The sequence below is a fragment of the Ectothiorhodospira variabilis genome (assembly GCF_022227625.1).
Taxonomy (GTDB): Bacteria; Pseudomonadota; Gammaproteobacteria; order Ectothiorhodospirales; family Ectothiorhodospiraceae; genus Ectothiorhodospira; species Ectothiorhodospira haloalkaliphila.
The window spans coordinates 87,559-102,193 of sequence record NZ_JAJNAO010000004.1; the positions used below are offsets into that span (position 1 = coordinate 87,559).

Here is a 14,635-nt window from a genome sequence, read left to right on the forward strand (position 1 = left end):
CCCGCTCCCAGACATGCCACCCCGCCGAGGCCCGGACACTCAGGTGGCTCTTGGAAAAAAGAAAAAAGAGGCAGAAACTCCCAGTGGTTGGTGGTGATTTTTTGTGGGAGCGGGCCTGCCCGCGAATGGGGGCCCGGGATCACCACAGGAGTCATCCCCGACATGGGCTTCGCAGCCGGGGGCCGGTCCCACGCGGGATGTTCCAGCGGGTCCGGCTTCCGTTCAGGGACTCCGTTTTGGCTGCTGGAAATAGTAGACTGACCCCATGCTGGGATTCCTGCAAGGTTTTGCCTACGGGCTGTTCATCTCCTGCCTGCCTTGGCTGATCATCGGACTGATCGAGCCACGCATGGCCGTGCCTCTGGAGAACCCCACCCGCTGGCATGTGATGCTGCGCTACTGGCTCATCATCCCCTTCATCGCCTTCATCCTCTGGGTCACTTCCCTGTTTGGCGGCTTTGGTCCCACCCTGGGTGGCTGGGTAGCGGGGCTGCTGGCCATCTTCGTGGCCATCCCGGCGGAGCGGTCCTGGCGTGGGTGGCTTCGGCGACGCGCCGAGCGACGTCAGGAGGCCGAGCAGGAGGCGGCGGCGCAGCGGGAGCGGGCGGCATTGGAACACAAGGCAAGGGAAGCCGGGTTGGCCATTCTGGATCCGGAGCAACCGCCGGTGGGTGCCGATGAACTGGTGCGAGCCCTGTGCGACACCAAGGGCGCTCTGCTGAAGGCACGGCGGCCAGATCTGGCCAGCCAGGTGGATCGCATCTATACCCGCTACGCCCACGTGAACGAGGTGCTTGAGGGCAAGTTCGACGAACGTGAACTGACCTTCGAACGCTCCCTCAAGCTGGTCCGGGAAGTCTCCTGGACCGCAGTGGACAACCTGAACACCATGGCCTCGGTGGCACGCGGCGTACGAGGGGTGGACGTGAATCATGTACGGGGCCGCCTGGATCGGGAGTCCCATATGAGCGACGAGGAACGGCGCGCCCTGGAGCGACGCCTGGAACTGGTGCAGGAAACCGAAACCCGCCTGCGCGACCTGGGTGCCCGCAACGAGGCCGCCATCACCGCCCTGGACGATGCCGCCGTGGCTGTGTCCGCCGTCAACACCGACCGCCCCCGCGCCTCGGTGGCCGCCGAACAGGCCATGGAGGATCTGCGCCAATTCGTGGAAAAGGCCCACCACTACGGTCGCAAGGGTTAGTGAACCCGGGCTGCCGCATGCGTATCATGGGCATTCACGCCGCAGTCCCTAGCCGAGGCCCGAGATGAACGTCAGCCGCCATGATTCCGACCCTTTGAATCTCTCGCTGCCCACCACCGAGGAGATCGAGTCCCAGGTGAAAAAGGAGAGCGATCCGGAAACGGTGACGGATGATCCGGAACTGAATGCCCTGGCGGACCGTTTCCTCGATCAGGTGCTGGGAGGCGAACCGAAGGAAACACCAGACCATCGCCACCGTCAGGCGGTGGATGAGATGGGGCTGAATATCCAGCGCCAGGCGGCCCATCGCAGCCAGATGCTGCAGGCCCCCATCCGCAAACTGGCCCATCAGGGCGACGAGGGTGGTCCGGTGGCCAAGTCGCTGCTGGATCTGCGCGACCGGATGGTGGATCTGGATCCACGCCGACACAATCTCGGTGCCAGCGGCCTGAAACGCATGCTGTCCCGCCTGCCAGGGGTAGGCACGCCCCTGCAGCGGTACTTCCACAAGTTCGAGACGGCCCAGGAGGCGCTGGATGCCATCATCAAGGATCTGGAATCAGGCAAGGACATGCTTCACCGGGACAACCTCACCCTCAGCGACGACCAGAAATCCTTGCGCGAGAGCCTGGAGCAGCTCAAGCGACAGATCGCCCTGGGGCGCCTGATTGATCGGCGTCTCAGCGAAAAATCCCGGCAACTTCCGGAGGATGACGGTCGCAAGCGGTTTGTGGACGAAGAACTGCTCTTCCCGCTGCGCCAGCGGGTGGTGGATCTGCAGCAGCAACTGGCGGTGAGCCAGCAGGGCATCCTGTCTCTTGAGGTGGTGATCCGCAATAACCGGGAGCTGATGCGCGGCGTGGACCGGGCCATCAACGTCACCGTGTCCGCCTTGAATGTGGCCGTCACCGTGGCCATGGCCCTGGCCAACCAGCGCCTGGTACTGGACCGGGTGGAGGCCATCAACACCACCACTTCGGACATGATTGCCGGCACGGCCCACGCACTGCGCACCCAGGGGGTGGAAATCCAGAACCGGGCCGCCTCGACCATGCTGGACATGGAAAAGCTGGAGGAAGCCTTCGAGGACGTGGTGGGGGCCATCGATGAGGTATCCCGTTACCGTCAGGAGGCCCTGCCCAAGCTGGATGCGCAGATCGATCGCCTGGATGCCCTGGCCCAGCAGGGCAACGAGGCCATCGAGCGCATGGACAAGGGCGATTCCGCACGGGTGGACCAGGCCATTTGAGGTTGACCCGTGTCGGGGCAAAGGCCATGGTGCAAAGGCGTGTCCCGGTGGGAGCGGCCCTTTTCAAGATCTTTTCTCGGAGGTTGCATGATGAAACGATCGAATCACAATCGCTCGACGGCCCTGTATGTGGGCGTTGCCACGGCAGTGCTGATGGCTGGCCTGGCCGCTCCGCTCCAGGCCGATGAGCCCGTGACCCTGGCTCAGGCCGGAATGGGACAGGGGGGCATGCAGCAGCCCGGCATGGCGCCGGGGCAGCGGGGTATTGAGCAACTGGAGGCGTCCCTCGATCTCGACAATGAGCAACGGGCCCTGTGGAACGAGTTCGTCCAGCACATGGGACCTCGTCAGACCCCTGAGGATCGATCCCAGCGCCGCGAAGCCATGCAGGAGACGGATTTCCTGAGTCGCATGGAAACGCGCGTCTCGATGGCCCAAGTGCGGCTGGAAGAGGCCCGGGAGGCTCGAAATGCCGCACGGGCACTGTACCGATCCCTGGACCGCGGGCAACGGGACATCCTCGATAACTCACCCACCGCCCGGGAGTGGACGCGCTGGCAGGATCAAGACGGGACCCGGCCTCAACCCGGCATGGGCCAGCCCGGCATGGGGCAAGGCCGTGGCCTCGACCAACCGCCGGGCCAGGGTCGGGGACTGGACCAGCAACCCCCGGGCCAGGGTAGAGGCCTGAACCAACAGCCCCCTGGACAGGGACGCGGCCTTGAGCCACCCCCGGCTGGCGGTCTGGACCAGCCCGGCATGGGGCGATAGTCACCACCTCCAGGCTTCATCGGGCGGGCCGCCTCCACGCGGCCCGCCCGTTCCAGCGCTGCCCTGTCGGATCGCAACAGGCCCGCGTGATAACCTGAATGCTCCGTGACCTGCCCACCGGCCCCTTTGCGAGCAGCACCATGAATCAGACCGACCCAAAGAATTCGCCAGTCCACCATACCGTGCTGGCCTACCTGCTCGCCCCCTGGCACCTCAAGGACATGCCCAAGGCCACGCCCGAAGAGAGACTGGCCCGAGCAGCCTGGTGCCGGGACCACTGCGGGACCTTTGCCGGGCGCTGGATGCTCATTGCCCTGGGAGCCTGGCTGATCCAGGTCTCGCCCCTGGGTTTCTTGTTCGTGATCGCCGGCATCCCGATGCTGGCGCTGTTCTTCATGGTGGCCTTCATGACCGGCATCGCCCACCTGGTGGCGCAACTGGTCTCCCAGAAGCGGGCGGGACCCCCTCGCATTGATCCCCCCGTGGACCGGGACGACCGCGACTGATCAGCCGCCCTGTTCCATCCGCCAGCGCTGGTAGGTGGGATAGTCCTCGTACCCCCGGGTGAGCACGTATTCCAGCACCGAACGCAGCCGGTGCAGCCGCACCACCGAATCGATGCGGATGATCTCCTCACCCGCCTCGTCAAAGAAGATCAGCGTGGGTGCGTAGAACAGGCCCAGATCCTCCGCCCAGGCGCGGGCCGTCATGGAACGGCCGTCCGGCGTGCGTACCGGCGTTTCCTCCGACCACATATCCAGTTGCACCACCTCGAACAGATCCAGCAACTCCAGCACCTGCTCGTCGCCCAGCGGCTCGGTATGCAGAATGTCGCAGGCGTGACACTCCCCCTGCTCGAAAAACACCGCCAGCGGGCGGTCGGCTGGGATGCGTGAGCGATCCAGGGCGAAGGGCTTGGGGGCAAAGAAATCCTGGTGATTCAGATCATCCGGATCGAATCTTGGCGGTGGATCCGCGCGAGCCAGATACTCGCGGAAGGTCTCGTTCTCGTAGTGACCATCGGCCACGTATTCCAGCGCGGCGCGGAAACGATAAGGTGAGTGATACCCGCGCAGACGAAACACCGGTGTGCCGTCCGGCTCATAGAAGATGAAGGCAGGCGTGAAATTCAGCCCCTTGCCCACGGCGAACTCCCGCTCCGTCATGGACTCACCCTCAAGCGTGGTCATCTCGCGGCTGCCCAGCACATCCAGCCCCACCACATTGAAATGCCGCCGCGTGTATTCAACGATGTCCGGCTCGGCAAAATTGACCTCGAACAGGGCCTCGCAATAAGGACAGTCATCCATACCCACGTACACGGCCAAGGCCCGCTTGCCCTGCTCCCGCACCCTCTCCAGATCCTCCCGCAGATCCAGCAGGGAGAGCTCGAACCAGTGGGGATGCTGCAGACCGATCAGGCGCGGCGTGTCATCAATGGGAGGCTGATCCTTCGCCACCGCCGGTGCCCCAAGGCCCAGGAACGCCACCAGGAGCCCGCAAAGCCATCCGGCCAGCGTCAATCGATGTCGCGATAAACAATGCCTCATCGTCCACTCCTTCGAATGCCCATCAGTGCGGCAAACCATCACCCTTCAATCGTCCGCGGCAAGACTCCTCACAACACCCCACGATGACGACCCATCGAAGCCACACCAGTCTCCGGCCCCCACCCTGAAGCCAACCGAAGGAGCCGCGTGCCAAGGAGAAGGCGATACCCGCGGAATCAGCCGGCCCCCACCCCAGGATCCAGCACACTCAGCCCACCCATATAAGGCTGCAATGCCTCAGGGATATGGATGCGCCCCTCGGCATCCTGACCGTTCTCCACCACGGCGACCAAGGTGCGGCCCACCGCCAGACCCGACCCATTCAACGTATGCAGCAACTCCGGCTTGCCCGTCTCCGGGTTACGATAGCGGGCCATCATCCGCCGGGCCTGGAAATCCTCGAAATTGGAGCAGGAGGAGATTTCCCTATAGGCATTCTGCCCCGGCAACCACACCTCCAGATCGTAGGTCTTGGCCGACGAGAAACCCAGATCCCCCGTGCACAGGGTGACCACCCGATAGGGCAGTTCCAGACGCTGCAGGATGCTCTCGGCATGCCCGGTCAACTCCTCCAGGGCACGCCAGGAATCACCCGCGGGCACCAGCTGCACCATCTCCACCTTCTCGAACTGATGCTGGCGGATCAGCCCCCGGGTGTCCTTGCCATAGGCACCCGCCTCCGAGCGGAAGCACGGCGTGTGACACACGAACCGGGCCGGCACCTGCTCGGCGGACAGGATGCTGTCCCGGGCCAGATTGGTCACCGGCACCTCGGCCGTGGGAATCAGGTAAAAGCCCGGATCATCGGCCATCCGGAAGGAATCCGCCGCGAACTTGGGCAACTGCCCCGTGCCCCGCATGCTATCGGCATTCACCAGGTAAGGCACATAGACTTCCTGATAGCCATGCTCCCGGGTGTGCACGTCCAGCATGAACTGGATCAGCGCCCGGTGCAGCCGGGCCATGGCACCGCGCATCACCGCAAAGCGGCTGCCGCTGATGCGCGCCGCGCTGTCAAAATCCATCCAGCCATGGGGCGCCCCCAGGTCCACGTGATCCCGGGGCTCGAAGTCCAGCGCGCGGGGCTCACCCCAGCGACGCACCTCCTCGTTCTGATCCTCATCATCCCCCTGGGGCACGCTCTCGTGGGGCAGGTTGGGGATGCCCATCATAAAGTCCGACAGTTCCTGCTGCAGTTCACCCAGGCGCCTTTCGCAGTCCTTGAGTTCATCTCCCAGACGCGACACCTCCGCCTTCAGGGGCTCGATGTCCTCGCCCCGCGCCTTGGCCTGGCCGATGGCCTTGGAACGGGTGTTGCGCTCGTTCTGCAACTCCTGGGTGCGCACCTGCAATTCCTTGCGGGCGGTCTCCATGCGATTGAAGGCATCGGTATCCAGCGCAAAGCCCCGGCGCGCCAGGCGGGCGGCGATGGTGTCCAGGTCATTTCTGAGGGTCTTGGGATCGAGCATGCGTCCGTATCCAGGATCAGGAAAAAGGTGGATGAAAACTGAGGGGATGGTAGCACAGGGTCCCTTGGCGATTGACCGCACGGGCCGGGGGTAGGACACTCCATGCAATGTCTTCGTGAGGAGGGTTTCATGTCCGCTCAACCCCAGACTCCCAAGGATCCGCTCTACCCCGATCCTCACCCTACCGTCAGCCCACAAGCGAAGGCGGATCTCATCAAGGCGCTGGAGCAGGCCCTGCAGGCGGACACCGTCCTCCACGAAGAAGAAGACCTGAGACCCTACGAGTGCGATGGCCTGTCCGCCTACCGGCGACTGCCGCTGGCGGTGATCATCCCCCACGACCTGGATCAGGCCCGGCAGGCCCTGGCCATCTGTCGGGAGCGGGGCATTCCCATCACCGCTCGCGGCGCCGGCACCGGGCTCTCCGGCGGCGCCCTGCCCTTCCCCAATGGCGTGCTCATGAGCCTGGCGCGCTTCAACGAGATCATCGATCTGGACCCGGTCAAGCGACTCGCCCGAGTTCAGCCCGGGGTGCGCAACCTGGCCATCTCCGAAGCGGCTGCCCCCCACGGGCTCTACTACGCCCCCGACCCCTCCTCGCAGATTGCCTGCTCCATTGGCGGCAACGTGGCCGAGAACTCCGGCGGCGTGCATTGCCTCAAGTACGGCCTGACCGTGCACAACGTGGTGGCGGTGAAAATGCTCACCATTGAAGGCGACCTGGTCACCCTGGGGTCCGAGGCCCTGGACAGCCCGGGATATGACCTGCTGGCTCTCATCCACGGATCGGAGGGCATGCTGGGCATCATTGTCGAGGTCACGGTCCGGTTGCTGCCCAGACCCGAGCGCGCCCAGGTACTCATGGCCGCCTTCGACAACCCCCAGGTGGCTGGCGAAGCCGTGGCCGCCCTCATCGGCCAGGGAATCATCCCGGGTGGCCTGGAAATGATGGACAACGACGCCATCCGTGCAGCCGAAGACTTCGTCCATGCCGGCTATCCGGTGGACGCAGCGGCCATCCTGCTATGTGAGCTGGATGGTACCGACGCCGAAGTCTCCGAGCAGGTGCACGAGGTGCGCGAACTGCTGCTCGGGGCCGGAGCCACCGAGGTGCGCACCGCCACCGACGAGGCCGAGCGCATGCGCTTCTGGGCCGGCCGCAAGGCCGCCTTCCCTGCTGTTGGGCGTATCTCGCCGGACTACTACTGCATGGATGGCACCATCCCCCGGCGCCAGCTGGGCAAAGTGCTGGGCGGGATTGCCGACCTGTCAAAGGCCTACGGACTCAGGGTGGCCAACGTGTTTCATGCCGGGGATGGCAACCTGCACCCACTGATCCTGTTCGATGCCAACCAGCCGGGCGAACTGGAGAAAGCCGAAGAGCTGGGCGGTCAGATCCTGGAGTTGTGCGTGGAGGTGGGTGGCACCATCACTGGCGAGCACGGCGTGGGCATCGAAAAGATCAACCAGATGTGCGTGCAGTTCCAGCCTGCGGAGCTCACCCAGTTTCACGCGGTGAAGGCGGCCTTTGATCCCCAGGGCCTGCTCAATCCGGGCAAGGCGGTGCCCACCTTGCACCGCTGCGCCGAATTCGGTGCCATGCACGTGCATCGAGGGCAGCTACCCTTCCCTGACCTGCCCCGATTCTGACAAAGCACCGGGATTCGGGAGTCGACACATGACCCACATGCATGGTCCGGATTGGCCCATCATGCGCCCATACTCGCAACACCCCCCGGAAATTGTTGACACATTCGCCAAATCCTCTAAGGTCATGCCTTGACGAGATACGAACCAGGCCCTTCACGGGCTCACCATCGAAAAGGCCACCCACCAGAACGTGGCCATCACCCCCCCTGATGGGGGACAAGCACAGCAGGAGCGAGTCATGGGTTACGCAGAGGTTTATAACCGCTCGGTCAATGATCCGGAGGGTTTCTGGGGTGAAGCCGCCGAAGGGATCGACTGGTACAAGCCGTATGACAAGGTGCTGGATGACAGCAAGGCGCCCTTTTACCACTGGTTCGCCGGTGGTGAACTGAACACCTGCTACAACGCGGTGGACCGGCATGTGGAGAGCGGCCGGGGCAAGCAGGCGGCCATCATCTACGACAGCCCCGTCACCCAGAACAAGCAGACCATCACCTATGCCCAGCTACAGCAGCAGGTTTCCCTGTTTGCCGGCGGCCTGGCGCGCCTGGGGGTGGAGAAGGGTGACCGGGTCATCATCTACATGCCCATGATCCCCGAGGCCCTGGTGGCCATGCTGGCCTGCGCGCGATTGGGCGCCATCCATTCCGTCGTGTTTGGCGGCTTTTCCTCCAACGAGTTGGCCACACGCATCAACGACGCCAAGCCCAAGGCGCTGGTCGCGGCTTCCTGCGGCATCGAGCCCAACCGTGTGGTGCCCTACAAGCCTCTGCTGGACAAGGCCTTCGAGATGGCCGAACACAAGCCGGACCATTGCGTGGTCCTGCAGCGCCCCCAGGGACCGGGCGAGATGACGGCGGGTCGCGACCTGGAATGGAACGAGTCCATCGACGGTGTGGAACCCCACCCCTGTGTGCCCGTCAAGGCCACCGACCCCCTCTACATCCTCTACACCTCCGGCACCACCGGCAAACCCAAGGGCGTGGTGCGGGACAATGGCGGTCACGCCGTGGCCCTGAACTGGAGCATGAAGAACATCTATGGCATGGAGCCCGGCGAAGTCTTCTGGGCCGCCTCCGATGTGGGCTGGGTGGTCGGACACTCCTATATCGTTTACGCCCCCCTGCTCTACGGCTGCACCACGGTCGTGTACGAAGGCAAGCCCGTGGGTACACCAGACCCGGGTGCCTTCTGGCGAGTGATTCAGGAGCACGAAGTCTCGGTCATGTTCACCGCTCCGACGGCGTTTCGAGCCATCAAGAAAGAGGACAGCAAGGCCGAGCACCTCAAGCGTTACGACATGAGCAAGTTCCGGGCCCTGTTCCTGGCCGGTGAACGCTGCGATCCCGACACCCTGGGCTGGGCTCAGGAGATCCTGGAGCGTCCGGTCATCGACCACTGGTGGCAAACAGAGACGGGCTGGCCCATCGCCGCCAACTTCCTGGGTATTGAACAGTTCCCCATCCGTCCCGGCACCGCCGGCAAGCCCGTGCCCGGTTACAACGTGCAAATCCTCGACGACCATGGTGCGCCCATACCTGCCGGTCAGATGGGCCGCATCATGATCAAGCTGCCGCTGCCCCCGGCCTGCCTGCCCACCCTGTGGCAGAATGACCAGCGCTTCCAGGAGGCCTATCTCAGTGCCCAGCCCGGCTACTATCTGACCGGCGACTCCGGTTACCTGGACGAGGAAGGGTTCCTGTACGTGATGGGCCGTATCGACGACACCATCAATGTGGCCGGCCATCGCCTGTCCACCGGTGCCATGGAAGAGGTGCTGGCCTCCCACCCGGCGGTGGCGGAATGTGCCGTCATCGGCGTGCAGGATACCCTCAAGGGGTCGCTACCCATGGGTCTGGTGGTCATCAAGAGCGGCGTGGAGCAGGATGAAGAGAGCCTGCGCAAGGAACTGGTGGCCCAGGTGCGCGACCAGATCGGCCCCGTGGCGGCCTTCAAGCTGGTGGCAGTGGTCAAGCGCCTGCCCAAGACCCGCTCGGGCAAGATCCTGCGGGCCATCATGCGCAAGATCGCCGATAACGAGCCCTTCCAGCCCCCGGCCACCATCGATGACCCGGCTATACTGGATGAAATTCGGGAGAACCTGACGGGCATCGGGTATGCGGAGGGAAAAAAGGGGTAACCGGCATGCCCACTGCCCTCCGCGCCCCTCTCCCCTCAGGGGAGAGGGGTTGGGGTGAGGGGTGAAGGCAAATTGTCAGCAAACCTTTCCCCTTTACCCCTGCTTTCCATACTGTTAACCTAATATTGTTAACAATCCGGACCCACCCATGCCACCGTATACCGAGCAGCCAGGCGAACAGGGCGTGACCATTGCCGATCGGGTCTTCTCCCGCTTGCGCAAGGCCATCGTGGAAGGCCAGATCCCGGCCGGGAGCAAGATCAGCGAGCCGGAACTGGCCACTGAATACGGTATCAGCCGCGGTCCACTGCGGGATGCCATGGGCCGCCTCGAGGCCTGTCATCTGGTGGAACGACGCGCCAACGTGGGGGCCCGGGTGGTCTCCCTCAGCCAGGAAGACCTGCTGGAACTCTATTTGCTGCGGGAGGCCCTGGAGGGCATGGCGGCCCGGCTTGCGGCGGAGCGCATGCCCGCCACGGAAATCGACAGCCTGCGCCAGTTGCTCAAGCAGCACGAGCAACGGGCCGACGTGAAGGACGGCATCGCCTACTTTCAAAAGGAAGGCGATCTGGATTTTCATTACCGGATCATCAAGGCCAGCGGTAATGCCCGGTTGATCCAGTTTCTGTGCAACGAGCTGTACCACCTGATGCGCATGTATCGATACCAGTTCGGCATGGCCAGTTCCCGGGCGAGGATTGCCTTTCGCGAGCATCGCCACATCGTCGAGGCGATCGCCGACCGGGACCCGGAAATGGCCGAATTGATCATGCGCCGTCACATTCGCAGTTCACGGGTGAACGTGGAGATGCTGTTCGATGCTCAAGCGTCGCTGACCCGGCGTCAGGGTCAGGACCTGGGTGCCACCGGATAGCCCGCTACTGGAGCGGGTCTGCACGCATACCTTTCGTTTTTCATTCCTTTGGTTTCAGGAGTTCACATGAGCGATCCATCCACGCCCGGGGCGCGCCTGCGTGCCGCCGTACAGGAAGAGCAACCGTTGCAGGTGGTGGGCGCCATCAATGCCTATCACGCCATGATGGCCGAGCACGTGGGCTACAAGGCCCTGTACCTCTCTGGAGGCGGCGTGGCCGCCGGTTCCCTGGCCCTGCCCGATCTGGGCATCAGCACCCTGCATGATGTCCTGGAGGACGTGCGCCGCATCACCTATGTGACCGACGTGCCGCTGCTGGTGGATGCCGATACCGGATTTGGCTCCAGCGCATTCAATATCTCCCGCACAGTGAGGGAACTCATCCGCGCCGGCGCCGCCGGCTGCCACATCGAGGACCAGGTGCAGTCCAAGCGCTGCGGTCACCGCCCCGGCAAGGCGATTGTCACCCAGGAAGAGATGGTCGACCGCATCAAGGCCGCTGCCGACGCCCGCGACCAGGACTTCGTCATCATGGCCCGGACCGATGCCCTGGCCGTGGAAGGCATTGACTCGGCCATCGAGCGAGCCAAGGCCTGCGTGGAGGCCGGCGCGGACATGATTTTCCCCGAGGCCATGACCACCCTCGAACAGTATCAGCAGTTCGTGGACGCGGTGGACGTGCCCGTGCTGGCCAATATCACGGAATTTGGCAGCACCCCGCTGTTCACCACCGAACAACTAAAGAGCGTGGGCGTAGGCCTGGTGCTGTATCCGCTATCCGCCTTCCGCGCCATGAACAAGGCGGCGCTGAATGTCTACGAGACCATCCGCCGGGATGGCACGCAGGAAGCCGCCCTGCACACCATGCAGACCCGCGCCGAGCTTTACGAGCATCTGGGCTATCACGCCTACGAAGAGAAACTGGACCAGCTATACCGCAAAGGCGGCTAAGAAGACGGAGAACCGCAAAATGAGTGAAACCGAGAACAAGCCCAAGCCGAAGAAGTCCGTTGCCCTGTCGGGCACGGTCGCGGGCAATACCGCCATCTGTACCGTGGGCCGCACCGGCAACGACCTGCACTACCGTGGTTATGACATCCTGGATTTCGCCGATGAGGCGGAATTCGAGGAGATTGCCTACCTGCTGGTCCACGGCACCCTGCCCAACCGCGCCGAGCTTGAGCGCTACAAGGCCCTGCTGCGCTCCATGCGCGGCCTGCCCGCCGCGCTGCGCGTCACCCTGGAGCAGATCCCGCCCTCAGCCCACCCCATGGATGTGATGCGCACCGCCGTGTCCATGCTGGGCACCCTGGAGCTGGAAAAGGAAGACATGAACGTGGCCGGCGCCCGTTTGATTGCCGACCGCCTGCTGGCTTGCCTGAGTTCGGCGCTGCTGTACTGGTACCATTTCGCCCACCACGGCCGTCGCATTGACGTGGAAACGGACGATGACAGCATGGGCGGCCACTTCCTGCACCTGATGCATGGTCGCAAGCCCCCCGAGGAGTGGGTGCGGGCAATGCACACCTCCCTGAACCTGTACGCCGAGCACGAGTTCAACGCCTCCACCTTCACCTCCCGCGTGGTCGCCGGCACCAACTCCGATATCTACTCGGCCCTGACCGGCGCCATCGGTGCCCTCCGTGGTCCCAAGCATGGCGGCGCCAACGAGGCGGCCTGCGACATCCAGCAGCGTTATCATGATGCGGATGAGGCCGAGGCAGACATCCGTGAGCGCATGGCCCGCAAGGAAATCGTGATCGGCTTTGGTCATCCCGTGTACACCATCTCCGATCCGCGTAACAAGGTGATCAAGGAAGTGGCCCGCCGTCTGTCGGAGCAGCAGGGTGACATGCGCATGTACGAAGTGGCCGAGCGTCTGGAAACGGTCATGTGGGATGCCAAGAAGATGTTCCCGAACCTGGACTGGTTCTCTGCGGTCTCCTACAACATGATGGGGATCCCCACACCGCTGTTCACCCCGATCTTCGTGATCGCCCGCACCGCCGGCTGGGCGGCCCACGTGATCGAGCAGCGCCAGGACGGCAAGATCATCCGTCCCAGCGCCAACTACATCGGCCCGGAAAACCGGGCCTGGGCGCCGATGAACCAGCGGGGTTGATGCTCTCCCCTCATCCCCGGCCCTTCTCCCCAGAGGGGAGAAGGGACACTGAAGCCCCTCTCCCCAGGGGGAGAGGGGTCGGGGTGAGGGCGCCGGCGGCCACATGACCACCCAAACCAGGGGGAATGACCGATGACCGCGAGCACCGCCGACACCAACCTTCGCCCCGAACCCGATCCAGAACTTGTCGCCATCGCCGATTACGTCTGCGGCGACCCCATCACCTCCCCCGAGGCCCTGGACACCGCACGCCACTGCCTCATGGACTCCCTGGCCTGCGCCCTGCTGGCCCTGCAATATCCCGAATGCACCAAACACCTGGGGCCCGTTGTCCCCGGCACCATCGTGCCCAACGGCACCCGCATCCCTGGCACCTCGTTCCAGCTGGACCCCATCCAGGGGGCCTTCAACGTCGGCGCCATGGTGCGCTGGCTGGACTTCAACGACACCTGGCTGGCGGCCGAGTGGGGGCATCCCTCGGATAACCTGGGGGCCATCTTCGCCGTGGCCGATCACCTGAGCCGACAGGCCGTGGCCAACGGCCACCCTCCCCTCACCATGAGCCAGGTACTCCAGGCCATGGTCAAGGCCCACGAGATCCAGGGCGTGCTGGCCCTGGAGAACAGCTTCAACCAGGTGGGGCTGGACCACGTGGTGCTGGTGAAGGTGGCCTCTGCTGCCGTCAGCGCCCATCTGCTCGGCGCCCGGCACGATCAGGTGATCGACGCCGTCTCACAGGCCTTTGTGGACGGACAAGCCCTGCGCACCTATCGCCATGCCCCCAATGCCGGCTCACGCAAGTCCTGGGCTGCAGGCGATGCCTGTGGTCGCGCCGTACGCCTGGCCATGATGGTCATGAAGGGCGAGATGGGCCTGCCCAGCGTGCTCAGTGCGCCGCGCTGGGGCTTTTATGACGTCCTCTTCAAGGGTCAGCCCTTCCGGTTCCAGCGGCCCTATGGCAGCTACGTGATGGAGCAGATCCTGTTCAAGATCAGCTTTCCGGCCGAGTTCCACGCCCAGACGGCAGTGGAGGCCGCCCTGGCGCTGCACGATGAGGTGAAAGATCGCCTGGACGAGATCGACCGGGTGGAACTCACCACCCAGGATTCGGCCATCCGCATCATCAGCAAGCAAGGCCCCCTGTACAATCCCGCCGACCGGGACCACTGCCTGCAGTACATGGTGGCCGTGCCTCTGATCTTCGGGGCACTGACCGCCCGTCATTACGAGGACGACGTGGCCGCTGACCCGCGCATCGATGTACTGCGCGAGAAGATGCATGTGGTGGAGGATGAGCGCTATTCCCGTGAATACCACGACCCGGAAAAACGCTCCATCGCCAACGCAGTGCAGGTGTTCTTCAAGGACGGCAGTCAGACCGATAAGGTGGAGGTGGAATACCCCATCGGCCACCGGCGCCGCCGCGACGAGGGCCTTCCGGAACTGGAACGCAAGTTCGAGAACGCCCTGCGTGGGCGTTTCCCCAAGGGGCAGGCCCAGGAGATCCTGGCTTTGTGCACCGATGCGAATCGCCTGAACAACACGCCAGTACATGAGTTCATGGACCGTTTCATGATCTGAACCCCGACCACCCTACCCCCAACGC

Annotated in this window: 12 protein-coding genes; 10 read left to right on the forward strand and 2 right to left on the reverse strand. The window is 64.0% G+C overall.

The window, feature by feature from the left end:
- The first annotated feature begins 265 nt into the window (after positions 1 to 265).
- From LPW30_RS06805 to LPW30_RS06820, 4 genes are all read left to right on the forward strand, one after another.
- Positions 266 to 1,204, forward strand: a complete 939-nt coding sequence (locus LPW30_RS06805) for a cobyrinic acid a,c-diamide synthase (protein ID WP_239680391.1) — start codon at positions 266 to 268, stop codon at positions 1,202 to 1,204.
- A gap of 64 nt (positions 1,205 to 1,268) precedes the next feature.
- Entirely contained in the window at positions 1,269 to 2,453 is a 1,185-nt protein-coding gene (locus LPW30_RS06810) for a toxic anion resistance protein (RefSeq protein WP_025281542.1), read from the forward strand.
- Between the two features lie 87 nt (positions 2,454 to 2,540).
- Positions 2,541 to 3,224 (forward strand): Spy/CpxP family protein refolding chaperone, encoded by a 684-nt coding sequence (locus LPW30_RS06815; protein WP_239680392.1) that lies wholly within the window; start codon positions 2,541 to 2,543, stop codon positions 3,222 to 3,224.
- Between the two features lie 140 nt (positions 3,225 to 3,364).
- A complete protein-coding gene (locus tag LPW30_RS06820) occupies positions 3,365 to 3,730 on the forward strand; it encodes a hypothetical protein (protein WP_238624235.1) in 366 nt (121 codons plus the stop codon).
- On the opposite strand, the gene LPW30_RS06825 is transcribed toward LPW30_RS06820, so the two are convergent.
- Complete coding sequence (locus LPW30_RS06825; protein ID WP_029762413.1) at positions 3,731 to 4,774, reverse strand: thioredoxin family protein; 1,044 nt, start codon at positions 4,772 to 4,774, stop codon at positions 3,731 to 3,733. It lies immediately after the preceding gene.
- 176 nt (positions 4,775 to 4,950) lie between these two features.
- A complete protein-coding gene (gene serS / locus LPW30_RS06830; RefSeq protein WP_239680393.1) occupies positions 4,951 to 6,243 on the reverse strand; it encodes a serine--tRNA ligase in 1,293 nt (430 codons plus the stop codon).
- A 129-nt stretch (positions 6,244 to 6,372) separates the two neighbouring features.
- Between serS and LPW30_RS06835 the strand changes: the two genes are divergently transcribed.
- The 6 genes from LPW30_RS06835 (at position 6,373) to LPW30_RS06860 (ending at position 14,610) form a co-directional block, all read left to right on the forward strand.
- A complete protein-coding gene (locus LPW30_RS06835; protein ID WP_025281537.1) occupies positions 6,373 to 7,893 on the forward strand; it encodes an FAD-linked oxidase C-terminal domain-containing protein in 1,521 nt (506 codons plus the stop codon).
- Between the two features lie 190 nt (positions 7,894 to 8,083).
- Positions 8,084 to 10,033: a propionyl-CoA synthetase gene (locus LPW30_RS06840; protein ID WP_338018812.1), complete on the forward strand. Its 1,950-nt coding sequence runs from the start codon at positions 8,084 to 8,086 to the stop codon at positions 10,031 to 10,033.
- A gap of 148 nt (positions 10,034 to 10,181) precedes the next feature.
- Positions 10,182 to 10,907: a GntR family transcriptional regulator gene (locus tag LPW30_RS06845; protein WP_025281535.1), complete on the forward strand. Its 726-nt coding sequence runs from the start codon at positions 10,182 to 10,184 to the stop codon at positions 10,905 to 10,907.
- A 66-nt stretch (positions 10,908 to 10,973) separates the two neighbouring features.
- Positions 10,974 to 11,858 (forward strand): methylisocitrate lyase, encoded by an 885-nt coding sequence (prpB, locus tag LPW30_RS06850; protein WP_025281534.1) that lies wholly within the window; start codon positions 10,974 to 10,976, stop codon positions 11,856 to 11,858.
- 19 nt (positions 11,859 to 11,877) lie between these two features.
- Positions 11,878 to 13,029 carry a bifunctional 2-methylcitrate synthase/citrate synthase gene (gene prpC / locus LPW30_RS06855; protein ID WP_239680394.1) on the forward strand — a complete coding sequence of 384 codons (1,152 nt, stop codon included), beginning with the start codon at positions 11,878 to 11,880 and terminating at the stop codon, positions 13,027 to 13,029.
- A 132-nt stretch (positions 13,030 to 13,161) separates the two neighbouring features.
- Positions 13,162 to 14,610, forward strand: a complete 1,449-nt coding sequence (locus tag LPW30_RS06860) for a bifunctional 2-methylcitrate dehydratase/aconitate hydratase (RefSeq protein ID WP_239680395.1) — start codon at positions 13,162 to 13,164, stop codon at positions 14,608 to 14,610.
- Positions 14,611 to 14,635 lie beyond the last annotated feature (25 nt).

Bases quoted from the DNA above. Each gene is read 5' to 3' on its own strand.
- LPW30_RS06810 (WP_025281542.1), top strand. From the start codon at position 1,269: ATGAACGTCAGCCGCCATGATTCCGACCCTTTGAATCTCTCGCTGCCC.
- LPW30_RS06815 (WP_239680392.1), top strand. From the start codon at position 2,541: ATGATGAAACGATCGAATCACAATCGCTCGACGGCCCTGTATGTGGGC.
- LPW30_RS06820 (WP_238624235.1), top strand. From the start codon at position 3,365: ATGAATCAGACCGACCCAAAGAATTCGCCAGTCCACCATACCGTGCTG.
- LPW30_RS06805 (WP_239680391.1), top strand. From the start codon at position 266: ATGCTGGGATTCCTGCAAGGTTTTGCCTACGGGCTGTTCATCTCCTGC.
- prpB (WP_025281534.1), top strand. From the start codon at position 10,974: ATGAGCGATCCATCCACGCCCGGGGCGCGCCTGCGTGCCGCCGTACAG.
- serS (WP_239680393.1), bottom strand. From the start codon at position 6,243: ATGCTCGATCCCAAGACCCTCAGAAATGACCTGGACACCATCGCCGCC.
- LPW30_RS06835 (WP_025281537.1), top strand. From the start codon at position 6,373: ATGTCCGCTCAACCCCAGACTCCCAAGGATCCGCTCTACCCCGATCCT.
- LPW30_RS06845 (WP_025281535.1), top strand. From the start codon at position 10,182: ATGCCACCGTATACCGAGCAGCCAGGCGAACAGGGCGTGACCATTGCC.
- prpC (WP_239680394.1), top strand. From the start codon at position 11,878: ATGAGTGAAACCGAGAACAAGCCCAAGCCGAAGAAGTCCGTTGCCCTG.
- LPW30_RS06825 (WP_029762413.1), bottom strand. From the start codon at position 4,774: ATGAGGCATTGTTTATCGCGACATCGATTGACGCTGGCCGGATGGCTT.
- LPW30_RS06860 (WP_239680395.1), top strand. From the start codon at position 13,162: ATGACCGCGAGCACCGCCGACACCAACCTTCGCCCCGAACCCGATCCA.